23 protein-coding genes and 1 pseudogene are annotated in these 21996 nt (G+C 74.3%); 11 read left to right on the plus strand and 13 right to left on the minus strand.

The genetic code is table 11. From position 1 onward, the window contains the following. Positions 1 to 1681 (minus strand): annotated as a pseudogene (gene nadE / locus D476_RS39835) (NAD(+) synthase); the annotation flags it as partial. Between the two features lie 541 nt (positions 1682 to 2222). Between nadE and D476_RS0124465 the strand changes: the two are divergent. Beyond that, complete coding sequence (locus D476_RS0124465) at positions 2223 to 3683, plus strand: alanine/glycine:cation symporter family protein (protein ID WP_017626554.1); 1461 nt, start codon at positions 2223 to 2225, stop codon at positions 3681 to 3683. On the opposite strand, the gene D476_RS0124470 is transcribed toward D476_RS0124465, so the two are convergent. The 3 genes from D476_RS0124470 to D476_RS0124480 all read right to left on the minus strand — a co-directional run bounded on the left by D476_RS0124470 (position 3658) and on the right by D476_RS0124480 (position 6492). Further along, positions 3658 to 4560, minus strand: coding sequence for a cytochrome c biogenesis CcdA family protein (locus D476_RS0124470; protein ID WP_017626555.1), 903 nt, complete (start codon positions 4558 to 4560; stop codon positions 3658 to 3660). The two genes, D476_RS0124465 and D476_RS0124470, sit on opposite strands and share 26 nt — an antisense overlap. Beyond that, complete coding sequence (locus tag D476_RS0124475) at positions 4560 to 5168, minus strand: redoxin domain-containing protein (RefSeq protein ID WP_017626556.1); 609 nt, start codon at positions 5166 to 5168, stop codon at positions 4560 to 4562. The genes D476_RS0124470 and D476_RS0124475 overlap by 1 nt, the downstream gene beginning before the upstream one ends. An 82-nt stretch (positions 5169 to 5250) precedes the next feature. Beyond that, positions 5251 to 6492: a DUF3179 domain-containing protein gene (locus D476_RS0124480; protein ID WP_083939623.1), complete on the minus strand. Its 1242-nt coding sequence runs from the start codon at positions 6490 to 6492 to the stop codon at positions 5251 to 5253. Positions 6493 to 6684: 192 nt separating this feature from the next. Here D476_RS0124480 and D476_RS0124485 point away from each other — a divergent pair, with 192 nt between their 5' ends. The 3 genes from D476_RS0124485 to D476_RS0124495 all read left to right on the plus strand — a co-directional run bounded on the left by D476_RS0124485 (position 6685) and on the right by D476_RS0124495 (position 9609). Next, complete coding sequence (locus D476_RS0124485; protein WP_017626558.1) at positions 6685 to 7008, plus strand: glutaredoxin family protein; 324 nt, start codon at positions 6685 to 6687, stop codon at positions 7006 to 7008. A 215-nt stretch (positions 7009 to 7223) separates the two neighbouring features. After that, entirely contained in the window at positions 7224 to 8789 is a 1566-nt protein-coding gene (locus tag D476_RS0124490) for a radical SAM protein (RefSeq protein WP_026123823.1), read from the plus strand. Beyond that, positions 8782 to 9609 carry a methyltransferase domain-containing protein gene (locus tag D476_RS0124495; RefSeq protein ID WP_017626560.1) on the plus strand — a complete coding sequence of 276 codons (828 nt, stop codon included), beginning with the start codon at positions 8782 to 8784 and terminating at the stop codon, positions 9607 to 9609. The genes D476_RS0124490 and D476_RS0124495 overlap by 8 nt, the downstream gene beginning before the upstream one ends. 147 nt (positions 9610 to 9756) lie before the next feature. On the opposite strand, the gene D476_RS0124500 is transcribed toward D476_RS0124495, so the two are convergent. From D476_RS0124500 to D476_RS0124515, 4 genes are all read right to left on the minus strand, one after another. Then, positions 9757 to 10467: a Crp/Fnr family transcriptional regulator gene (locus D476_RS0124500; protein ID WP_017626561.1), complete on the minus strand. Its 711-nt coding sequence runs from the start codon at positions 10465 to 10467 to the stop codon at positions 9757 to 9759. Between the two features lie 202 nt (positions 10468 to 10669). Continuing rightward, positions 10670 to 11080: a hypothetical protein gene (locus tag D476_RS0124505; protein WP_017626562.1), complete on the minus strand. Its 411-nt coding sequence runs from the start codon at positions 11078 to 11080 to the stop codon at positions 10670 to 10672. Then, entirely contained in the window at positions 11077 to 11388 is a 312-nt protein-coding gene (locus D476_RS0124510) for a DUF427 domain-containing protein (RefSeq protein WP_017626563.1), read from the minus strand. The genes D476_RS0124505 and D476_RS0124510 overlap by 4 nt, the downstream gene beginning before the upstream one ends. Positions 11389 to 11508: 120 nt before the next feature. Continuing rightward, positions 11509 to 11943, minus strand: a complete 435-nt coding sequence (locus tag D476_RS0124515) for a hypothetical protein (protein WP_051061834.1) — start codon at positions 11941 to 11943, stop codon at positions 11509 to 11511. 239 nt (positions 11944 to 12182) lie between these two features. Here D476_RS0124515 and D476_RS34385 point away from each other — a divergent pair, with 239 nt between their 5' ends. From D476_RS34385 to D476_RS0124540, 5 genes are all read left to right on the plus strand, one after another. Then, positions 12183 to 13571 carry a dihydrolipoyl dehydrogenase family protein gene (locus D476_RS34385; protein ID WP_040726961.1) on the plus strand — a complete coding sequence of 463 codons (1389 nt, stop codon included), beginning with the start codon at positions 12183 to 12185 and terminating at the stop codon, positions 13569 to 13571. Between the two features lie 136 nt (positions 13572 to 13707). After that, positions 13708 to 14457, plus strand: a complete 750-nt coding sequence (locus D476_RS0124525; protein WP_017626565.1) for a Crp/Fnr family transcriptional regulator — start codon at positions 13708 to 13710, stop codon at positions 14455 to 14457. A gap of 45 nt (positions 14458 to 14502) precedes the next feature. Further along, positions 14503 to 14790, plus strand: a complete 288-nt coding sequence (locus D476_RS34390; protein ID WP_152529420.1) for a hypothetical protein — start codon at positions 14503 to 14505, stop codon at positions 14788 to 14790. A gap of 6 nt (positions 14791 to 14796) precedes the next feature. Further along, a complete protein-coding gene (locus D476_RS0124535) occupies positions 14797 to 16200 on the plus strand; it encodes a dihydrolipoyl dehydrogenase family protein (RefSeq protein WP_017626567.1) in 1404 nt (467 codons plus the stop codon). A gap of 216 nt (positions 16201 to 16416) precedes the next feature. Next, the gene (locus D476_RS0124540; RefSeq protein WP_017626568.1) at positions 16417 to 16815 is read left to right on the plus strand and encodes a carboxymuconolactone decarboxylase family protein; all 399 of its coding nucleotides are present in this window, start codon (positions 16417 to 16419) and stop codon (positions 16813 to 16815) included. Between the two features lie 412 nt (positions 16816 to 17227). On the opposite strand, the gene D476_RS0124545 is transcribed toward D476_RS0124540, so the two are convergent. Together D476_RS0124545 and D476_RS34395 are read right to left on the minus strand one after the other, a co-directional pair. Beyond that, positions 17228 to 17857, minus strand: a complete 630-nt coding sequence (locus D476_RS0124545) for a class I SAM-dependent methyltransferase (RefSeq protein WP_017626569.1) — start codon at positions 17855 to 17857, stop codon at positions 17228 to 17230. Between the two features lie 48 nt (positions 17858 to 17905). Beyond that, entirely contained in the window at positions 17906 to 18457 is a 552-nt protein-coding gene (locus D476_RS34395; protein WP_017626570.1) for a DUF2752 domain-containing protein, read from the minus strand. Positions 18458 to 18592: 135 nt separating this feature from the next. On the opposite strand from D476_RS34395, the gene D476_RS0124555 reads away from it, so the two are divergent. Then, positions 18593 to 18883, plus strand: a complete 291-nt coding sequence (locus D476_RS0124555) for an ArsR/SmtB family transcription factor (protein WP_017626571.1) — start codon at positions 18593 to 18595, stop codon at positions 18881 to 18883. Then, positions 18880 to 19263 carry a VOC family protein gene (locus D476_RS0124560; RefSeq protein WP_017626572.1) on the plus strand — a complete coding sequence of 128 codons (384 nt, stop codon included), beginning with the start codon at positions 18880 to 18882 and terminating at the stop codon, positions 19261 to 19263. The genes D476_RS0124555 and D476_RS0124560 overlap by 4 nt, the downstream gene beginning before the upstream one ends. A gap of 173 nt (positions 19264 to 19436) precedes the next feature. Here D476_RS0124560 and D476_RS0124565 read toward each other — a convergent pair whose 3' ends face one another. Genes D476_RS0124565 through D476_RS0124575 form a run of 3 tightly spaced genes read right to left on the minus strand, consistent with a single transcriptional unit; the run spans position 19437 to position 21511 of the window. Continuing rightward, positions 19437 to 20057 carry a TetR/AcrR family transcriptional regulator gene (locus D476_RS0124565; protein ID WP_017626573.1) on the minus strand — a complete coding sequence of 207 codons (621 nt, stop codon included), beginning with the start codon at positions 20055 to 20057 and terminating at the stop codon, positions 19437 to 19439. Between the two features lie 9 nt (positions 20058 to 20066). Then, entirely contained in the window at positions 20067 to 20747 is a 681-nt protein-coding gene (locus D476_RS0124570) for a DUF4166 domain-containing protein (RefSeq protein ID WP_017626574.1), read from the minus strand. Beyond that, positions 20744 to 21511, minus strand: a complete 768-nt coding sequence (locus D476_RS0124575; protein ID WP_017626575.1) for a hypothetical protein — start codon at positions 21509 to 21511, stop codon at positions 20744 to 20746. Before D476_RS0124575 ends, D476_RS0124570 begins: the two co-directional genes overlap by 4 nt. Between the last annotated feature and the right edge of the window lie 485 nt (positions 21512 to 21996).

Raw genomic sequence — 21996 nt, forward strand, 5'->3', positions numbered from 1 at the left:
CTGGTGATCGGCAGGCGGCGGTCCCGGCCCAGGGCGCGCTTGGTGATTTTGGGCCCCGGGGGATAGGCGCGGCGCCGGTGCTCGGCGCGGTCGACGAGCCGGACGGCCCGGCGGACGAGGCCGGGGGCGAACCCGTCGGCGACCAGGTCTTGGACGCTCTTGTCCGTGCCGATGTAGGCCTCCAGGAGCGCGTCGAGCACCCGGGGGTCCGCGTCCGCCGCGGCGTCGGGCACCCCGTCCCGGGTGAGGCATTCGGCGGGTACCGGGTCGGGCGCGCTTTCGGAGGCCGCCCGGGCGTTGCGCCACCGTGCCAGGTCCTCCACGAGGGTCCGCCAGCAGTCGCGGAGGGGGGCGAATGCGCCCGCGTGGTCGCCGTGGAGCGCGGCGGCGCCGATGGCCAGGGCCGTCTTGTCGCCCGTGGCCAGCACCAGGTGCCCCTCCTGCCGGGACAGCGCGGCCACCAGCCCGCCCCGGGCCTGTGCCCCCAGCGCCGCCGCGTCCGAGGAGGTCCCGACGGCGGCGCCGTAGGCGTCCACCAGCCCTTGCACCGAACGCACCCGGACGGCCATGCCCTGTGCGGCGGCGGCCTTCTCGGCGGCGTTCAGCGCGTCCTCCCGGGCTCCGGGACCGGGCATCACCAGGGCGTGCACGCGGTCGGCCCCCACCGCGTCCGCGGCGATCGCGGCGGTGAGCGCCGCCCCCGCGCCGCCGTCCGCGCCCACCGCCACCGAGGCGAAGCCGTTCTTGTGTACGTGGTCGCGCACGGCCGCGACCAGTGCCCGGTAGACCTCGCCGGTGTCGTCCAGCGGGTCCGGGCACGGGGTCAGCACCGGCGCCCGCGCGGGCGCCGGTGCGCCCGGCCGCCCGCCGACCGTGTGGCGGACGATGCGGAAGCCCCCGGCCTCCCCGGGCAGGTCCGCCTCATCGGGGCCTTCGGGCAGTTCGATGTCGGTCGTGTGCAGCGTCTCCTCGAACCGCGGCGCGCGGGACACCAGTTCGCCGTGCGCGTCCACCACCAGGGAGTCGCCCTCGAAGACCAGGTCGTCCTGACCGCCCGTCATGTTGACGTATCCGATGGCCGCGCCGGTCTCGCGGGCGCGGCGCCGGCACAGGTCCAGCCGCACGCCTCCCTTGCCCCGCTCGTAGGGGGAGCCGTTGAGGGTGATGAGCATGCCCGCCCGCGCGGCGCGGACCGCCGCGACCGGGCCGCCCTCCTGCCACAGGTCCTCGCAGACGGCGAAGGCGATGTCGGCGCCGTGCAGGCGGACCACGGGGAGCGTGTCGCCGGGGACGAAGTAGCGGAACTCGTCGAAGACCCCGTAGTTGGGCAGGTGGTGCTTGGCCGAGACGAGCCGGACCGCGCCGCCGTGCAGCAGCGCCAGCGCGTTCTGCGGTGCGCCCGCGGGCTGGCCGAAGGGCGCGGACCCGCCGACCCGGCGGTCGAGGAAGCCGACGACNGTTCGGCCAGCCGGTGCACGGCCTCGATGGAGGCGGCGACGAAGCCGTTGCGCAGGGCCAGGTCCTCGACCGAGTAGCCGGTCACCGCCATTTCCGGGAACACCGCGAGATGCGCGCCGTCGTCGGCGGCCCTGCGCGCGTAATCGGCGATGGCGCCGCAATTTCCTTCCAGATCTCCCACGGTGGGATTGATCTGGGCGAGTGCTATCCGAAGTTGTACCACGGCGGCGATCGTAGCGAATGGGTTAACACTGGCGAAACATGTTACATATGTATTACATGGGATGATCCGGTCGTCTGCGATTGACGATCGTCGCAGGTCGATGAGGGGAGCATCGTGTGATGCTCGTCACCAGTGAAGGTTTCCGTTAATTCTGTTTCCTTTTTTCGGGGTGTTCCGTTGCCCTCGGGTTTACGTGGAGTTAATGCACGGCAGCGCCGCCGAGAGGCGCTTTCCCGGGGGTTGCCGACTGGTCCGTTCGATGGGGTCCGTGCCGCCGTCGCACCGTGTGGGGGGAACGTCCGCCTTCATCGCCGATCTTGCGGGAACACCGAATTTGGCGTTACCTGTCCTGCGGCGCACGTCACATGCGCCTCCCAGGACCCCTCCGAGCCTCCGGCCGGAGGCCGGTCCTGCGCGTCCGGATGCGATGAACGACCCCGCGGCCCCGTGCACGGGCTTTGCGGTGGGCGTGGCGGGCGTGCGTCGCGCACGCCCGCCACGGAAGGACAACGACGTCTCCACCGATGAAGGGAGCCCCCCAGTGGACGCCTTGGATGCCGAGGTCGTCGCGCTCAGCGACGCGTTCTGGGCCTACCTGCTGATCCCGGTCCTCCTGGTCCTCAGCATCTATTTCACGGTCCGCTCCGGCGGCGTGCAGTTCCGCATGCTGCCCGAGATGTTCCGCGCCATGCGGTCGGCCCCCGGCCGCGCCCCCGACGGAGGGCGGCCGATCTCGGCCCTGCAGGCCTTCGCGGTCTCGGCCGCCGCCCGCATCGGCACCGGCAACATCGCCGGGGTGGCCACCGCCATCGCCCTCGGCGGCCCCGGGGCCGTCTTCTGGATGTGGGCCATGGCGCTGGTGGTCGGCGCCGCGAGCTTCGTCGAATCCACCCTCGCCCAGCTTTACAAGGTGCGCGACACCACCGGCTATCGCGGCGGCCCCGCCTACTACATGCAGGCCGGACTCAACGCCCGGTGGATGGGCGTCCTCTTCGCGGCCGTCATCACCATCACCTTCGGCCTGGTCTTCACCAGCATCCAGAGCAACACCATCGCCGGCGCACTGGTGAACACGGCCCGGACCGCGGGCATGCCGGAGGCGTCCTGGCTGCCCTACGCCGTCGGCGCCGTCGTCGCCGCCCTGACCGGGGTGGTCGTCTTCGGCGGCGCCCGCCGCATCGCCCGCGCCGCCACCCTGCTCGTGCCCGTCATGGCGACGGTCTACATCGCCATGGGACTGGTGATCATCGCGATGAACGCCGCCCAGGTGCCCGCGGTGGTCGCCGAGATCATCGCGCACGCCTTCGGGTTCCGTGAGATCGCCGCCGGGGGCGTGGGAACCGCCATCGTGCAGGGCATGCGCCGAGGCATGTTCTCCAACGAGGCGGGACTGGGGTCGGCCCCCAACGCCGGGGCCAGCGCCACCGTCAGCCACCCGGTCAAACAGGGGCTGGTGCAGACGCTCGGCGTCTACTTCGACACCCTCCTCGTCTGTTCCACCACGGCCTTCATCATCCTGCTGGGCGACCCGACCTACACCGAGGAGGCCGGGCCCACGCTCACCCAGAACGCCATGGAGGCCAACCTGGGGCCCTGGGCCCTGCACGTCCTCACCGTGGTCATCCTCCTGGTGGCCTTCACCTCGGTGCTGGGCAACACCTTCTACGGATCCTCCAACGTCGCCTACATCAGCCCCAATCCCCACGCCGCGACCGGTTTCCGGATCGCGGTGGTGGCCGCGGTCTTCCTGGGCGCGATCGGCTCGGGCGGGCTGGTGTGGACCCTGGGCGACCTCACCATGGGGGTCATGGCCCTGGTCAACCTGGCCGCCCTCGCCCCCTTGGCCGGGACCGCCTGCCGCCTGCTCGCCGACTACGTCCAGCAGCGCAGGGAGGGCCGCGACCCGGTGTTCACCAAGGACCGGATGGCCGGACTGGCCGGGGTCGAATGCTGGGAGGAGAGCGACGTGGCCGCCTTCAGGGACCGTGCTCACGCGGGCTGACCCCGCGCTCTGCGGCGGCCCTGGCCCGCGAACGCACCAGGCCCACGGTGCCCGCGGCCACGGCCAGCACGACCAGGGCCGCCAGCAGCACCACGGGACCCGCCTCCTGCAGGGCCCGTGCCAGCGCCGCCTGCACCGCGGTCGCCGCGCCGACCACGGGGTCCTGCGCGGACGCCCCGGACAGCACCCGCACCTCGAACCAGCCGTAGTAGGCCACGTAGGTGCCCGCCGCCACCAGCAGCGCCCCGCTCGCCCGGTTCACATACGGCAGCGCGCGCTTCATCCGGGCCGCCAGCCCTTCGCGGGCCAGGGCCGCGGCCACCGTCAGCACCGCCACCACCAGCGCCATCCCGGCGGCGTAGGCGCCGAAAACCCCGACCGCCGCCGCAGTGCCCCCGGCGGCCGCCGCGCTCGCCGTCACCGCCAGGAACGGGCCGATGGTGCAGGACAGCGACGCGGTGGCGTAGGCGGTCCCGTAGGCCGCCGCCCAGCGCAGCGACCGGGTGGGCCTGCCCGGGGACGGCGCACGCACCCCGGGCACCGCCAGCGACCGGCCGCTGACCAGCCACACCCCCAGCGCCACCAGCAGCACCCCGATGACCACCGTCACCCACGGCAGGTAGCGCTCCAGCGACAGCGCCAAGGGCACGGCGACCAGCGCGAACAGGCCGAACACGGCGACGAAGCCGGAGGTCATGGCGGCCGTCGTGGCCAGCGCGCGCCCCAGCGCCGCACCGCGCCGTCCGCGCGCGCCGGGGGCGTCAGGGGCATCGGCCACCAGCAGCGCCACGTATCCCGGCAGCAGCGCGAACCCGCACGGGTTGAGCACCGCCAGCATCCCGGCGGCCAGTGCGATCGCGATCGGGAGCTGGTCCATTACTCGCCCAGCACCTCGGAGGTGACCCGCTCGTCCAGGTCCTTCTCGGTCATCGTCCCCGAGTAGGTCAGGAAGGTGCCCGAGTCGCGCAGGAAGGAGAAGGAGGGCTGGATCGTCACCTCGAAGCCGGACCAGATGGACCCGTCCTCGTCGACGATGTGCCGCAGCCCCTCGGTGCCGGTGGACTCGACGAACTCCTCCATCTCGGGGACCTCGCCCTGGCCCGCGACGCCGATGAACTCCACCTCGCCGTCGTAGCGCTCGGCCGCCTCGGTCACGCTGGGCGCCTCGCCCCGGCAGATGGTGCACCAGGGCGCCCAGAACCACAGCACGACCGGTTCGCCCTCCAGCTCCGCGCCGTCGATCTCGCCCCCGCCGACCAGCGGCGCCGAGAAGTCCAGCGCGGCGGGCGTGCCGCCGCCGGAACCGCTGGAACCGCCGTCGCCGCCGCTCGAACCGCCCGCGCCGCCGTCACCGGAGGAGGGGCCCGCCGTGTCCCGGCCGCCCCCGTCGCCTCCGTCCGGGGCGCCGCATCCGGCCAGCGCCAGCACGGCGGCCGCCGCCGCTGCGGTGATGCCGTGAAGGGGGCGGAGGGGTGTGCGTTCCATGGTCACCTCGTCTTCGTCGGGTCGTGCATCCAGTCTGCTGGCCGCGCGGGACCGCTCCCCGCGACGGCCGGGGTCGCCTCGCTCACCCGGGTCCGGCCGGGCCGTCGGTGTGCACGGTGGTGTCCGGCTCGAAAGCGGCCCAGGCGAACCAGAACGTGTCGACCTTGTCCACCGGCTCCAGCCGCTCGCCCTCCAGCGGGCCGCCGACGGCCTCGCCTCGGATGTTCCACTCGCTGCCGGTCTCGGCGTCGGTGAAGCCGTCCCCGCCGCCGGCGAAGGTGAGCCCCCGCCCGTCGGCCTCGGGCCGGAAGGCGCCGGTGCGCGCCGTGGTCCGCCCCTCGGCCACCCGCCCGGCGTCGAGCGCGGACGCCGCCCCGGGCTCGGCCAGGACGACGACGGGTTCGCCGCCGACCTCCAGCCGGAAGGCGGCGGGGCCCTCCAGCCCCTCGCCGTCCTCCGCGCCGTCCCCCTCCACGGGGACGGCCACCGCGTCGCCGCCCGCCCCCAGGCCCACCACCCGGGTCTTGGCGGGCAGGCGGCCGTCGGCGTCGCCCTCCAGGAAGTGCGGCGAGCTGTCGGGGTCGTCGTAGCCGGGGTAGGGGGTGGAGCCGTACGACCGCTCATAGCCGGTGTCCTGGCTGAGCACCAGCCCGTCGGGGTGCTCCTCGCGCCACCGCTCCCAGGGCAGGACCTGCACCGAGATCCGTTCCAACTCGGTGCCGGCCAGCTCCCCGGCGACCGCACGGCCCTCGATCTGCGGCCACAGCGAGTGCGTCTGCCGGTCGAACATCACCAGGTCGGAGTTGTACAGCAGCCCCGAGACGCCGAAGTCGAGCACCCGGTCGCCCACCTGGCGGTGGAAGCCCAGCGCCGAGTCGCACAGCGGGCAGTAGGTGACCGACACCGGCTCGCCGCCGACGACGTCGTCGACGATCTCGTGCCAGACCATGATGCGCACCGGGTAGGCGCGGTCGTCGCCGTCCACCTCGACCGCCAGCACCCCCTCGGCGTCCTCCAGCCAGTCCACCTCGGAAGCGTCCTCGAAACCGGGGGTGCTCAGCGCGGGGATGCCGTCGGCGGGCGGCCCGCCCCTGACCAGCAGGCCGGTGTCGATGAGCGGCTCGGGCAGTCCTTCGGCGTCCGGGTCGTCCAGGGCGGAGACCACCCCCTCCTCCAGTGGTCCCCGCTCCAGGACGGGCCTGCCCGAACCGGAGGCGGATCCCCCCTGCGCGCCGTCCCCGCCCGGGGCGGCGCACGCCGTCGCCGCCAGGGCGAGCACCGCAGCGGACGCGGCGAGGGCTCGTACGCTCCGAACGATCCGCATCTGGCCCGCCTCCCTCGCCGCGTCCCGGTCCGGCCGTCCGGCCTTGCGACCGCCGGGCCTCCAGACTGGTATTCGGAACCGGTTCCGCAGCGGCGATGTGTCAGCGCCCGAACAGACATGCGGGCACACCGGCCGCGCGGGGCCACCATGGCCGGACACGACGACCGGTGAGAGACAGGTGGGAGAGCTGCGATGACCGAGCACGGGGGCGGCGCCGAGGCGGTCATGTACTGGAGGCCGGGGTGCCCCTTCTGCTATGCGCTGCGCGGCGGGCTGCGCGCGGCGGGTGTACGGCTGCATGAGGTGAACATCTGGTCCGACGACGATGCGGCGGCGCGCGTGCGCGCCATCACCGGCGGGGACGAGACCGTGCCCACGGTGGTGGTCGGCGGCGAGAGGATGGTGAACCCCTCGGTGGGCGCGGTGGTGCGGGCGGTCCGCGAGCACGCGCCGCACTTGGAAGCCGACCGCCCGGGCGGGGTGCGGGGGTTCCTCTCCCGCGTGTTGGGCACCTGAGGCGCCACCGGCGCACCGATACTGTCGCCCAGGCGACAATCGGCCGCCCGCGCGGACCGGCGTGGGGTGGGCTTCGATGCGCGGCCCGCCCGGAGCAGGCCCCGCCGACGGGCCGCAGGGAGCGGGCGGTCCCGCCGCCACCGTGCCCCGGCGGCGGGCCCGCGCCGCTCCCTCCGCGCGTTCGGGGCCGCCGACGGAGAGGACGGGGGCCGCCCGTGGCGGACAGACGAGACCGCGACGAAGTGTTCGTCGAGTTCACCAGGAGCATCTGCCCGGTCTGCAAGGAGGTGGTGGACGCCCAGGTCAACATCCGGGACGGCAAGGTGTATCTGCGCAAGCGCTGCGCCGGGCACGGGACCTTCGAGGCCCTGGTGTACGGGGACGCGCAGGCCTACACCGAGTCGGCCCGGTTCAACAAACCCGGCACCCTGCCGCTCACCTTCCAGACCGAGGTCAAGGACGGGTGCCCGAAGGACTGCGGGCTGTGCCCCGAGCACAAGCAGCACGCCTGCCTGGGCATCATCGAGGTCAACACTGCGTGCAACCTGGACTGCCCGATCTGCTTCGCCGACTCCGGTCACCAGCCCGATGGCTACTCGATCACCCGCGAGCAGTGCGCGCTCATGCTGGACACCTTCGTCGAAGCCGAGGGCGAGCCCGAGGTGGTGATGTTCTCCGGCGGCGAGCCCACCATCCACAAGAACATCCTGGACTTCGTCGACATGGCCCAGGAACGGCCGATCCAGGTCGTCAACATCAACACCAACGGCATCCGGCTGGCCACCGACCGGCGGTTCGCCGCCGCCCTGGGCGAGCGCAACGGACGCAACGGCACCTCGGTCAACATCTACCTGCAGTTCGACGGGTTCGACGAGGCCACCCACAAGGCCATCCGTGGCAAGGACCTGCGCGAGCGCAAGCGCCGCGCCCTGGACGCCTGCGCCGAGGCGGGGCTGACCGTCACCCTGGTCGCCGCGGTCGAGCGCGGCCTCAACGAGCACGAGGTCGGCGACATCATCCGGTACGGCATCGACCACCCGGCGGTGCGGTCGGTCTCCTTCCAGCCGGTCACCCACTCCGGACGGCACGTGGAGTTCGACCCCCTCACCCGGCTGACCAACTCCGACGTCATGGAGCTCATCAACGAGCAGTGCCCGGAGTGGTTCAAGCCCGGCGACTTCTTCCCCGTGCCGTGCTGCTTCCCCACCTGCCGGTCCATCACCTACCTGCTGGTGGACCGCAAACCGGACGGCACCACCGACGTGGTGCCCATCCCGCGCCTCGTCGACATCGAGGAGCACTTGGACTACGTCAGCAACCGGGTGCTGCCCGACCCCGAGCTGCGCGCCAGCCTGGAGCGGCTGTGGAGCGCGTCGGCGTTCATGGGCACCCCCGGCACCATGGACAGCCTGCAGGCGGCCACCGCCACCGCGGCCGCCGAGTGCGAGGCCTGCGGCATCGACCTGCCCGAAGCCGCCAAGGACCTGGGCGACAAGGTGTTCATGATCGTCCTGCAGGACTTCCAGGACCCCTACACGCTCAACGTGCGCCAGCTCATGAAGTGCTGCGTCGAGGAGATCACCCCCGACGGGCGCATCATCCCCTTCTGCGCCTACAACTCGGTCGGCTATAGGGAGGAGGTGCGGGCGCAGATGTCGGGGGTCGACGTCGCTCCGGTCGTGCCCAACGCCCGGGAGCTGTCCGCGACCACCGTCCAGTCGCCCTACGGGTCGCGGATCGCACGCTCCGCCGGGCCGGAGGAGGGCGGCGCCGATGCCTGACCTCTCGTCGTTCTCTTCGGTCCCGCCCGCCTCCTCGCCCGCCGACGAGGTCAAGTCCTGCTGCGCGGCCGCCTACGGCACCGACGCGGTGGCGCTGCTCCTGGGCGAGGCCTACCACCCCGGCGGGCGCGCCCTCACCAGGGAGATGGCCCAGGCGCTGCGCGTGGGGACCGGGGACCGCGTGCTCGACGCGGCCTGCGGGCCGGGCGCCACCGCCCGGCTGCTGGCGGCCGAACGCGGCGCCCGCGTGGACGGCGTCGACCTGGGCGCTCCCACGCTGGAGCGGGCGCGGGCGCTCACCAGAGAGGCGGAGCTGGAGGACCGCGTGGCGTTCCTGCACGGCGACGCCGAACACCTGCCGGTACCCGACGGCGCCTACGACGCCCTGGTGTGCGAGTGCGCCCTGTGCACCTTCCCCGGCAAGCGGGCCGCCGCGGCCGAGTTCGCGCGCGTGCTGCGGCCCGGGGGCCGCGTGGGGGTGACCGACGTGGTGGTGGAGGGCGGCCTGCCGCGCGAGCTGGCCGGGATCGCCGGGTGGATCGCGTGCATCGCCGACGCCCTGCCCACGTCGGGGTACCTGGAGCTGCTGGAGGGGGCGGGGCTGCGGGTCGGCCTGGTGGAGCGGCACGATGCGGCGCTGGAGCGGATGGTCGACCGGATCGAGGCGCGGCTCCGGGTGCTGGCCATGGCCGCGCCCGAGCGGCTGGCGGAGGCGGGCGTGGACGGCGAGGCGGTCGCCCCCTACCTGGAGGCCGCCCGCCGCGCGGTGCAGGAGGGCCGGGTGGGGTACGCACTGTTCACCGCGGAGAAGCCCGCTTAAGGAGGAGGGAAGAGGGGCGCGGCCGCTTCCAGGGGACCCTGGAGGCGGCCGCGCCCCTTCGTCGTGTCCGGCGTGTTCGTCGCGCCCGGCGTGGCAGTCCGTGGCAGTCCGGGGCCCATGCTCCCCCGGGGTGCGTCGGCGGACCGGTCAGGCCCCGCGTTTGGCGAGCGCCTGCTCGTCGAGGATGTCGATCGCCGAGTAGCGCAGCGCGACCAGCCCTTCCCTCTCCAGGTCCTTGAGGACCTTGTTGAGGGAGGGGCGCCGCACGCCCAGCATGGCCGCGATGGTGCGCTGGGGCAGGTGCACCGCCCCCTCCTCGGCCTCGTCCAGCAGCAGCCGCGACGTCTGCCATACGAGCGACTTGCCCAGCAGGCCCAGAATGCGCATGTGGCTGGTGTTCAGCCGCTCGGCGACGCTCGACAGCCACCGCCGGGCGATCCCCGGGTGGGTGGCCACCAGCTTCTCGAAGTCCTCCGGGCGCAGGTGCAGCAGCTCGGCGTCCTCCAGCGCGCGGGCGGTGTAGGGGAAGGGCATGTCCAGCAGGAGCTGGATGTCGCCGTCCACGTCCCCGCCGCGCAGGATCTGCACGACCACCCGGCCCGTCCCCGAGCCGGCCGTCAGTTCCAGCCGTCCCGAGCGCACGATCCACACCCCGGGCCGGTCGTCGCGCTGCCCGTAGGCGGCGCCGCCGCGCGGCACGCTGTGCCGCTGCAGGGTCGCCGCCAGCGCTGCGACGTCCTGCGAGGTCAGTGGGGCCGAGGCGCCGCGTCCCACACAGCGGGCCACCCAGGCGGCCTGCTGGAGGCGCGGGTCGGCCTGCCCGCCCAGCAGGCTCATGGCCCGCTCCATGCCGGTCATCGCACCGCTCCCGCCTCCGCCGCACGCGTCCGCACCCCGAAAACTACCGGGGACGCGGGCGGCGTGGGGTGCGCATCGCGGAGACCGGGGGAGCGGGCGGGTGTACGGCGGCGCCCGCGGACCCGCCCGGACGGGCCGGGCCGAGCGGGTCGGCCGGGCGGGCGGGGCGGACGGCCCAGGCGGGGCGGGAAGGCGAGGAGGGTCAGGCGAAGGTGCCCAGCCAGGTGGTGGCCGCGTAGAGCACCGCGTAGGTGGCCACCACCACGGCCGCGACCCCGAGCAGGCGCCCCCGCACCGCGCGCACCCCCTCGCGGGTGCAGGCGTTCTTCCTGCGCAGCGAGACCCACACCAGCAGGGCGATCACGGCCAGGCCGCCCAGCCGGAACCACCAGGCGTACCCGTCGTAGAGCGCGGTCGCCCACGCGAACGCGGTCCCGGCGCCGACCACACCCAGCAGCGCCAGCACGGTGGGGCCCACGCAGCACAGCATGCCCGCGAGCCCGCCTGCCAGGCCGATCCGCCACATGGGAAGGCGGGGGCCGCCGGATGCGCCGCCCCCGCCCCCGGGGGCTCCCGGGCCGATGAAGTCCCTTCCGGGGCGCTGCAGGCTCACCGGCGGCCCCCGGCGGTCTCCTCGGTGGCCTGAATCTCCACTCCGGGCCAGAACGCCAGGCGCCCCTTGATGCTGCGGGCGAAGATGAACGGGCGCGGGTAGTACCAGGCCGCGTTCGGGTAGGTCTGGCCGTCGACAGTGAGGTCGTAGTAGCGGGCGATCCCCTTCCACGGGCACACCGTGCGCAGCCGGGAGTCGGAGAAGTGCTCGCGGGCCACCGAGTCGGGCGGGAAGTAGTGGTTGCCCTCGACCACGACGGTGCGCTCGGCCTCGGCGAGCACGGTGCCGTTCCACACGGCGCGGATCATGGTGGTTCCTGCCTTCTCGTCGCTCCTGCACGGGTGGGCGGCGCCCGCCCGGCCCAGGTACCCGGGGCGGGCGCCGGGCCTCCAGTGGACCGCGGGTCCGGGTCGGCGGCCGGGGGAGTGTCAGCGACGCGACAGGAAGAACAGTGCGACCGCGGTCACCAGGCCGTAGACGACGTGCCCCACCAGGCTCATCATCGCGGTCTGGTCGATGGAGAACATCGGCATGCCCATCATCATCGGCATGGCGGCCAGCGGGCCGATGATCCACCACGCCACGCCGTAGGCGGCCCCGGCGCCCAGCACGGGGCCGATCCGGTTCGCGATCCCGCCCGCGACCAGGCCGAACCCGGCGCCGAACCCGGCGCCGATCATCAGGTGGATCAGCATGCCGACCAGGGCGCTGTCGCTGCCCATCATGGACGCGATCATGGTGAGCATCCCCGTCATCGCCATCATCATGCCGAAGACCAGGCCTCCGGCGATTCCGGCCACTGCCCCCTTCCAGACGCGTGTCACCAGGTCGGGGGTGGCGGTCGCCTCGACGGAATTAGACATGGGTGTACCTCCAGGATCGGGCGGGGACACAAGGGGTCCCCGGCGGGGTTGACGGTCCGACCCTGGCGGGGGTGCTTCCGGATTTCGGTGCCCGTGGTCACACAACGCACGAAGTGCCGAGGGAGACGGGACGGGGGCGGGAAAACCTGTCGTCTGGCTGACATGTGTCCCGCCTTCACGAGCCGGATGCGGGTTACTCGCCCTATCGGCCGAAAGGGTTCCTCGGAAAGGACGCATGGGTGACGCACGACCTCCTGGTGATCGGCGGCGGGTCCGCAGGGCTGGCGGCGGCGCGGACGGCCGCCGCCAAGGGCGCGCGCCCGCTGATGGTGGCCGACGGGCCGCCCGGCGGGGACTGCACCTTCACCGGGTGCGTCCCCTCCAAGACCCTGATCGAGGCCGCCGCGCAGGGCGAGGGATTCGGCGCGGCCATCGGGCGGGTGCACGGGACCGTGGCGCGCATCGCCGCCACCGAGGACGCGGAGGCGCTGCGCGGGGAGGGCATCGACGTCCTGCGGGGGCGCGCGGAGTTCGACTCCCCGCGCACGGTGCGCGTCGCCGGGAAGGAACTGGCGGCCGCCCGGGCGGTGGTGGCCACCGGCAGCGAGCCGACGATCCCGCCCGTGCGGGGCCTGGACGGTATCGACTACCTGACCAGCGACACCGTGTTCGGCCTGGAGCGCCTGCCCGAGCGCATCACGGTGCTCGGCGGCGGGGCGATCGGGTGCGAGCTGGCCCAGGCCTTCGCCCGCCTGGGAGCGCGGGTGACGGTGCTGGAGGCGCGCGAGTGCCTGCTGCCCGGGGAGGAGCCCGAGGCCTCCCGAGTCGTGGAGGACCGGTTCACGGCCGAGGGGATCGACGTGCGCACGGGCGCCGAGGCGGTCCGGGCGTGCGCCACCTCCGAGGGGGACCGCATCGACCTGGCCGCGGGCGGGCCGGTCGTGGCCGACCGGGTGCTGGTCGCGGTGGGGCGCACCCCGGCCACGGCGGGCCTGGGGCTGCGCGCCGCCGGTGCGGCCGTGGACGCGCGCGGGGCGGTGGTCACCGACGACAGGATGGCCACGACGTCGCCGCCCGGCCTGTACGCGGCCGGGGACGTCACCGGGCGGACCCTGCTGACCCACGCGGCCTACGCGATGGGCCGGGTGGCCGCCGCCAACGCGCTGTCCCGGGGCAGGGGCCGGAGCCGGTACGACGACGCGCAGGTGCCGCTGGCCGTGTTCACCGCCCCGGAGGTGGCGCGGGTCGGCATGACCGAGCGCCAGGCGGCGCGCGAGGACCCCGGGGCCCGGGTGGCGTACCTGCCGATGTCGGAGGTGGACCGGGCGATCACGGCGGGGCGCACGGAGGGCTTCGTGAAGGTGGTCGCGGGCCGCCGCAGGTGGCTCGGCGGCCTGGGCGGGGGACGGATCCTCGGCGCGACGGTGGCGGGGGAGCGCGCGGGCGAGCTGGTCCACGAGTTCGCGCTGGCGATGCGCACGGGGATGTTCACGGGCCGCCTGGCCCAGACGGTGCACGCGTACCCGACCCACGCCATGGCGGTGCAGCAGGCCGTGGCCCAGTTCTTCGGCGGCTACGGCGGACGGACGGCCCGCTTCGTGGAGACGGAGGAGGGGGCACGGGGCTGAGCAGGGTCGGTCCCTCCTGCCCTGCGGCGCCACCATCTCCCCGCTGACGAGGAGTGTCATCCCGCGGACACTCGCCCGTCCGGCCGCCCGCGTGTGCGGTGGGCTCATCCCTCGGACGGACACGGGAGGGGATCGGGTGAGCACGTCCATGCGGCCCCCGGCGCCGGTGACGGGCTGCCTCACCGAGGCGGAGGTCCTGCGGGACCTGGCGATCTGGGAGAAGGAGGAGATCGGCAGGCAGGCGCCGTCGGTGCGGGTGCCCGCGGGCGGCATCGTCCGTGCGCCCGGCGACCCGGAGGAGGCGCTGTTCATCGTCAAACAGGGCCGGGTGCGGCTGTTCCGCGTGTCCGAGGAGGGGCGCACCGCCACCGTGGGCACCGCCGGACCCGGCACGGTCTTCGGCGCCATGCGCGCGGCCGGACTGCGGATGGACGGCACCTGGGCCGAGGCGGTCGACGAGGCCGAACTGTGCCGGATGGGCGAGGCCGAGGTGCGCCGCCTGCTGCTGTCGGATGCCCGGGTCTCCGCCCGCATCATCGCCCTGCTCGGCGACCGCCTGGCCGAGTGCGAGCAGCGGCTGGCCGGCGCCTCGTTCGCCTCCGCCGCCCAGCGGGTCGCCGCCACCCTCCTCGGCCTGACGGGGGGCGGCCCCTCCCCGGAACGCATCCGCCTCACCCACGAGCAGCTCGCCCGCCTGACCGGCATCACCCGCGAGCACACCACGCGCGCGCTCGGCGAGCTGGCCGACCTGGGCCTGGTGCGCCTGGGGCGCGGCCGCATCGCGGTCCTGGACCCCGAGGGCTTGCGGCGCCTGCGTTCGGGGGAGGAGGACTGTCAGCGACCCGACAGGCGGGGAGGCCGCCGTCGCGCGCCGGTGTTGCGGTGAGCACAGGCCGGGCGAGGGTGCCCGGCGGGGCCGCGAGGAGGAGCCGTGTCCGGTTCCCGAGTGCTGCGGGTGTTCGTCACCGACGGGTGCCCGGACTGCCGCCATGCACTCGCGCTGGTGCGCCGGCTGCGCTGGATGCGCCCGCAGATCCGGGTGGAGGTGGTCGACATGGCCCGCCCGGACGCCGACGTGCCCGACGGCGTCGTCGCCGCGCCCGGCTTCGTGAGGGGCGGGCGGGTCCTGGCCCGAGGGGAGGCCGGGCTGCTCGCCCTGCTCGCCGAACTCGACGCCGCCGGGGAGCGGCGTCCCGATACGACGGGGATGGGAAGGTGATACGGCATGGCCGACACCGAAGTGGACACCGTTGACGTGGTCGTGGTCGGCATGGGTCCCGGAGGCGAGGCCCTGGCCGGGACCCTGGCCGAGGCCGGGCTGGAGGTGGTGGGCGTGGAGCCCGCCCTGGTGGGCGGTGAGTGCCCCTACTGGGGGTGCATCCCCACCAAGATGATGGTGCGCGCCTCCGACGCCCTGGCCGAGACCCGCAGGGTGCCCGAGCTGGCGGGGGGAGCCGAGGCCTTCCCCGACTTCACGCCCGTGGCCCGCCGCATCCGCGACGAGGCCACCACCGACTGGGACGACACCATCGCGGTGGACCGCTTCCTGGGCCAGGGCGGGCGCTTCGTGCGCGGCACCGGGCGGCTGCAGGGCGCCGACACGGTGCGGGTGCGTGAGGAGGGCGGCGGCGAGCGGCTGCTCCGGGCCCGGACCGGGGTCGTGGTGGCCGCCGGGACCGTGCCCTTCGCGCCGCCGATCCCCGGCCTGGACCGGGTGCCCTACTGGACCAACCGGGACGCGGTCCGCGCGGAGAAGGCCCCCGGGTCGCTGTGCGTGATCGGCGGCGGGCCGATCGGACTGGAGTTCGCGCAGGCCTTCGCGCGCTTCGGCACCCGCGTGACCGTGCTGGAGGCCTTCGAGCGGCTGCTCGGCCCCGAGGAGCCCGAGTCGGGGGCGCTGGTCGCCGACGTGCTGGCCCGCGAAGGGCTGGACGTGCGCACCGGCGTGCGCATCACCGGGGTGGCGCACGGCCCCGACGGCTTCACCGTGGACACCGACGGCGGGCAGGTCGGCGCCGAGCGGCTGCTCGTGGCCGCCGGGCGCCGTCCGGACCTGGAAGGGCTGGGGCTGGGCTCGATCGGGCTGGACACCTCCGCCCGCGCGGTCCCCGTGGACGAGCGGATGCGGGTGGCGCCGGGGGTCTGGGCCCTGGGCGACATCGTCGGCAAGGGGGAGTTCACGCACGTGTCGGTCTATCAGGCGCGCATCGCCGCCCAGGACATCCTCACCGGCGGGGACGGCCCCGTGGCCGACTACCGGGCGCTGCCCCGGGTCACTTTCACCGACCCCGAGGTGGGCGCGGTCGGCCTGACCGAGGCCCAGGCGCGCGACCGGGGGCTCCGGGTGCGCACCGGCACCGCGCAGATCCCCTCCACCGCCCGCGGGTGGATCCACAAGGCGGGCAACGACGGGTTCATCAAGCTGGTCGAGGACCGGGACGCGGGGGTGCCGGTCGGCGCGACCTCCGCCGGGCCCAACGGGGGAGAGGTCCTGGGGGCGCTGTCGGTCGCGGTGCACGCCCGCACCCCGGTCGAGGTGCTCCGGTCGATGATCTACGCCTACCCCACCTTCCACCGGGGGATCGAGGACGCTTTGAACGACCTGGTCAGCGGGGACAGGGGGGACTGACGCCCGGGCGGGCGCCCGCCCAAGCACCCGTACCGGCGCCTGTACCGGCGCCCGCAGGAGTGTCAGGACGGCGACACTCCCGGAAATCGCGGTGCCCCCGTGCCGGTTGGCACGGGGGCGGCCCGCGACCCGCCGCAGCGGCGGGGGCACGGGCGGGNAGCGGCGGTCGCACGGTCGGCCGCGACCCGAGGAGAACGACCCGAGGAAGAGGACGCCATGCCGAGGATTCCGGTGCACACCGTCGACGACGCGCCCGAGGCGGCCCGCGACGGGCTCAAGGCCCTGCAGGCCAAGATGGGCAAGGTGCTCAACATCCACGGGGAGATGGCGCACGCCCCCGTCGTCCTGGCCGCCTACCAGGGCATCCAGGCCGCCATCGCCGAACACGGCACCTTCGACGCGCGTGTCCGCGAGGCCATCGCGCTGGCGGTGGGCGCGGCCAACGACTGCGCGTACTGCCAGTCCGCCCACACCCTGTCGGCGCGCGCGGCCGGGTGGACCGAGGAGGAGCTGGGCGAGCTGTTCACGCACGTGCTGGTGAACATGTACACCAACTTTTTCAACCACTACACGCACACCGAACTGGACGTCCCGGCCGCGCCCGGCCTGGGCTGAGCCCCCGAAGCCGGGGCAGGGGGCGGCCGCCCGCCCTTCTCGTGCCGGTGGCCTGCGCTGCGGCGCGGAGGGAATGCCACCGCGTGCGGTCAGTCGGGTGTCCGGCCGGGCGCCCCCGCCGTTCCCGGGTTCGCCCTGTGCCGGGGCGGGCCGCTCGGCGGGGCGGGGACGCGGCCCCCGGCCCGGCGCTCCAGCGCGCGCCGGTCGAGGATGTCGATCGCCGAGTACCGCAGGGCGATCGCCCCCTCTCGCTCCAGTTCCTTGAGGACCTTGTTCAGTGAGGGCGGGTCCTGGAACCCGATGGGGCCGGTCTGTCCTGGACACGTGGGGGGAAGGGCGGAGTGTCACATCGGTGACCGTTCCGGAGGCGGTGGCCCCGGCCCGTCGGGGACGGCGCCCGCCCCTCAGCGCCTCACCCGGGTCGGTGTGCCGCGACCATCTCCACCATCCCGCCCCGGAAACGGGACGTGTGCTCGATGGCGAACCCCTGCTCTTCGACCACCGGCAGCGGGCGGCCGAGCATCCGCTCGCCCGCGTCCGGCTCGAAGCGGTCCATCAGGGCCTGCACCCCCATCATCAGCCACAGCAGCGGCGGGAAGGTGGGGCGCACGTGGTCGAGGAGCAGCAGCCGCCCGCCGGGGCGCAGCACGCGGCGCATCTCGGAGACCGCGCGCTCCACGTCCTGCACCGAGCACAAGGACAGTGCGCACACCACGGTGTCGAAGGAGGCGTCGGGGAAGGGCAGGTCCTGGGCGTCGCCCTCGCGGAGGTCGGCCTGGACGCCAAGGCGCTCGGCCCGCGCGCGGGCCAGCTCCAGCATGCCCGCGCTCAGGTCGACGCCGGTCAGGTCGGTGCCCTCCGGGTACAGCTCCAGGCCGCGCCCGGTGCCCACCCCCACCTCCAGGGTCCTCCCGTGCACCTGCTCGCACACCCGCCGCCGGGCGTCGCCGAAGAGGACGCCTTCGATCCTGTCCATCGCGGCGTCGTAGCCCCCGGCCCGCTGGTTCCAGTAGCCGCGTGCGGCCTCGCGTGCGTCGTCCATGCCGGTCCCCTTCTCCGCGGTGGCGTCCCGCCCCTTTCTACGCGCTCGTCAGGCGCGGCGAAAGCGGCGCTGCACGGCCGGGGCGCCGAAGCGGTAGGCCGTGTAGGCGCCGATGACCGCGAGCGTGACGATGAGACCGGCGGGGGAGAAGGTCTCGCCCGGCTGCGGCCCGACCAGGTCGGCGTTGAGCTGCTGGCGGATCCACAGCGCGACGACGCCGACGGCGGTGAGCACCAGCAGGGTCCGCGGGGCGCGGACCGTCGCGTTGACCCAGCGCCCCGTCACGGCTCCCACGGCCGCGCGGACCAGCGTCGCCGCGGCGCCCAGTACGAGGACGATGCCGAGCGGGTTGTAGCGCCAGGACATGGCCCAGTCGCCGCTCATCGCGGTCCACACCGAACGGGTCGCGCCGCAGGTGGGGCTCATGATGCCGATGTAGTGGTTGGGGCCGTGCAGGTCGACCGGGGGGAGCCCGAAGGCCGCCATGGCGGCGCCGAGTAGCAGCCCGGCCACGGCGGCGACGGTGAGGAGCCGCATCCCGTCGGTGTCGCCGACGGTGAACCCGATCGGCGCCAGTACCGCCGGAAGCCGCATGCCCATCGTCTGAACCTTCCGTGTCCGTCCTGACCCCGGCCGCCGGGGGCCGCCCGGGGAGCTTACCGGCTCGCGCGAGAGGGAACGTCTCTGCTGTTCAGGAATTGACATGCAAGTGGAAGCTTGCGTATTGTCGCGTGCATGGCGGACATCTACCGTGCCCTCGCGGATCCGACGAGGCGGGCCGTGCTCGACGAGCTCTACGAGCGGGACCGGCAGACCCTCTTCGAGCTCTGCGGGCGGCTCGCCATGAAGCACGGGGTCGCCTCCTCCCGGCAGGCCGTCTCCCAGCACATCGCCGTGCTGGAGGAGGCCGGGCTGGTCCGGGCGGAGCGCGAGGGCCGCTACCGCTTCCACACCATAGACACCGCGCCGCTGCGCGAGATCGCCGAGCGGTGGCCCGCTCGGGGGCGAAAGGACGGGCAGACATGAGGATCTACGTGACCAGCGTGTTCGTGGACGACCAGGACAAGGCCCTGGACTTCTACACGCGTGTGCTGGGCTTTGAGAACAAGCACGACATCCCCATGGGGGAAGCGCGGTGGCTGACGGTGGTCTCCTCCGAGGAGCCCGACGGCACCGAGCTGTTCCTGGAGCCGGACGACCACCCGGCGGTCGGCCCCTACAAGAAGGCGATCGTCGACGACGGCATCCCGGCGACGACGTTCGCCGTCGACGACATCGCCGCCGAGCACGAGCGCCTCACCGGGCTGGGCGTGCGCTTCACTCAGCCCCCGACCGAGATGGGCGGGGTGACCACCGCCGTGTTCGACGACACCTGCGGCAACCTCATCCAGATCGTCCAGCTCTGAGGCGGCGCACCCGGCCTGGGCCCGACCGGGCCCCGGCCGGGTGCGCGCACGGGGAGCCCGAGCCCGGGGTGTGTCGGCCTCGGGAACCCGGTTCTCTGCCGGTGCCCGTGTGGCCAGGGCCCCTGGCATCGCCACCGGTCCCGCCCGGGACCGGGGCCGACGCGGATTCCGCCTCAGCCCCGGTCCCGGGCGGCCGCGCGCAGCCGCGCGCGAACGGCGGTGCGGGTGACCGGGCCCAGGTCGTCCAGGACGGCGGCCAGGCGCCCCAACTCCTCCAGCGAGGCGAACGCCCGCTCGGCGCCCTCGCGGTCCGCCCCCTCGTACAGCTCCAGCCCCACGAATCCGGCGGCCAGCGCCGTGGCCAGGCCCCGGGCGTCCACCAGCCCGTCCAGCGGGGTGCGGGGCAGCAGCCGTGCCAGCACCGCCTCCAGCTCCCGGGTCCACAGCCGCAGCCCGGCGGTGGTGGCCTCGGCCAGCCACTCCCGCGAGGGGGCGGCGGTCAGCAGTTGGCCCAGGGTGGCGGGGTGCCCGGAGCCGCGCTCGGCCTCGTGCAGCTCCCGGCCCAGGCGCGCCAGGTCGTCGAAGGAGTGGACGGCGGCGAAGCGGTCCCGGTAGCGCAGGACGCTCTGCTCGGCGCCGTGCCGGCAGGGGGGGNCGAAGTGGTAGAAGATCAGCCCCTGGTTCACCCCGGCGGCGGCGGCGATGCTGCGGGCCGAGGTCTTGGCGATGCCGTTGCGCACCACGGTTTCGAGGGCTCCGTCGAGCAGCTTGGTGCGGGTGTCATCGCTCGCCATGGGGCGCCACTATACGCGTGACTCCTGGCGCCGCGGCCGCAGCCGGGCGGGCAGCGGGCCGCCCCCGGCGGGCCGGTACTCGGCCGCGAACGACCCCTCGTAGCCGAACAGCGGGCCGAAGCGCCGGTTGGACACCTGCACGCTCACCCGGAAGCGGTCGGCCTCGGGGTCATAGCGCTCGCGCACCACCGCCTCGCCCGCGATCAGGGACGGCACCGCCACGTCCACCGGCCCCTCGCGGAAGCGCAGCCGGTCCGAGCGGATCACCACCCCGCCCTCGCCGTCGGCCTCCACGTGCAGGTCGCACGCCAGGTGCTGGTGCGTGCCCAGGTAGTCGACCAGGCGGCCGCGCTCCTCGGAGTAGACCATGGCCGCGTCGAAGCGGTGCGAGCGCCCGGGGAAGGCGAAGGTGCGCACGAAGGTCAGGGCCTCGCGCCCCGCGGCGTCGGTGTAGGGCATGTTCACGATGGTGAAGGGGATGTCCCGGCCGGTGCGCGGGACCAGGATGTTGCGCGCGGCCCCCACGGCCAGGAAGGGCTTGACGAACCGGGCGCCGTGCCAGATGCGGTCCATGGTGCCGCGGCCGAAGAGCGCCTCGTCGGAGGCGATCCCCGGGGAGAGGCGGCGGCGCATCTGCGGGTGGAGCCTGTCGAAGTCGTCGCCCATCGCGCGCTGGAAGACGGATTTCACGTGGTGTCCAATCGTTCGGTCCGGTTCGGGGCGGGCGGGCCGTCGCGGCCGTCCCGGTGGGGTCGGCCGAGCCGGTCGAGGAGGGCGGGCGGCGCGCCGGTCCGCCCGTTCGGCGGGCGCCGCAGGCACCTCCGGGCCGCCGGGGTCGTGGGAAGCGGGGGCAGGAGGAGGGCGGCGGCGCAGACGGCGGCCGCCGCCGGGAGGGGCGCCGCCAGCAGGGCGCCCAGGGCGGCCGCGCACCGCAGGGCCGCCTCTGCGGCCGCGCGGCGGAGGGCGGACTCCGGGGTGAGGCCGCGCTCGCACCACAGCCGCAGCCGGTCGAACGACCAGGCGGTGGCCCACCCCATGAGTGGGCGGAACAGCAGCCGGTCGGCCGCGCGGCCGATGCGGCCCCGGTGCGGGCGGTAGTCGTAGCCGGTGAGGAAGCGCACGCCGTCCCCGTCGGGGATGTAGCGCCAGTAGCCGCGCCCCTCGGCGATGGGGGACAGCGGGTGGTCCGAGGCGAAGCGCAGCGCCGAGGTGCGGGTGCCGTCGGGGCGGTCGCGCTCCCCGGCGCTGACACCGGTGCCGGAGACCTCCAGGGGGCCGACCAGGCGGGTGCGGTAGGTGAAGCGCTCCGGCTCGCCGATGAGCCGGGGGAGCGGGCGGATCTCGGTGAAGCGCAGGTCCCAGCGCGCGTGCGGGCCCGGGTTCCGGGTGCGTTCCCACAGCAGGTCGATGCCGGTGCGGATGCGTGCCTCGATGTACAGACCGTCGGACCCCAACTCCGCCTCCCCTTATTTGAGCGGTCGCTCAAAAAGTAGCGTAGGCGGATTTGAGCACTCGCTCAAGAGGGTGCGGATCACGCCGGGGGCGGCGCGGGCCCCGGCGATCCGGGTCGGCCCAGGGCATCGCGTCCGACTCGGCCGGACCCCGGCGCCCCATCGTGGCCGGATGCGGCCGAGGCCGCCGACGGCGGCCTCCGCGCCGGTCAGGATCCGCCGAAGGCGGGAGGGGCCCGACCTGAAGCCGTGACGACGGCGCTGACCTGGTCAGAAGGGATGGCCTCCGCTGGAGCCGCGCGACTCTCGGCGGCCACGGCCGCTGTGGGCGGGCGGGTGAATGAGACCCGCCTCCAGGCAGGACGCCGGTCGAGCCACCGACGCAGGGCGGGGCCGCCCAAGCGCCGCGGCGACCGCACTGGCCGCCTGGCCATGGCGGCCCGAGTCCGCCGAAAGCCGCTCATCCAGCGGACGCCACCGTTCGAGTA

This window comes from Nocardiopsis chromatogenes YIM 90109 (genome assembly GCF_000341185.1).
Classification (GTDB): Bacteria; Actinomycetota; Actinomycetes; order Streptosporangiales; family Streptosporangiaceae; genus Nocardiopsis_A; species Nocardiopsis_A chromatogenes.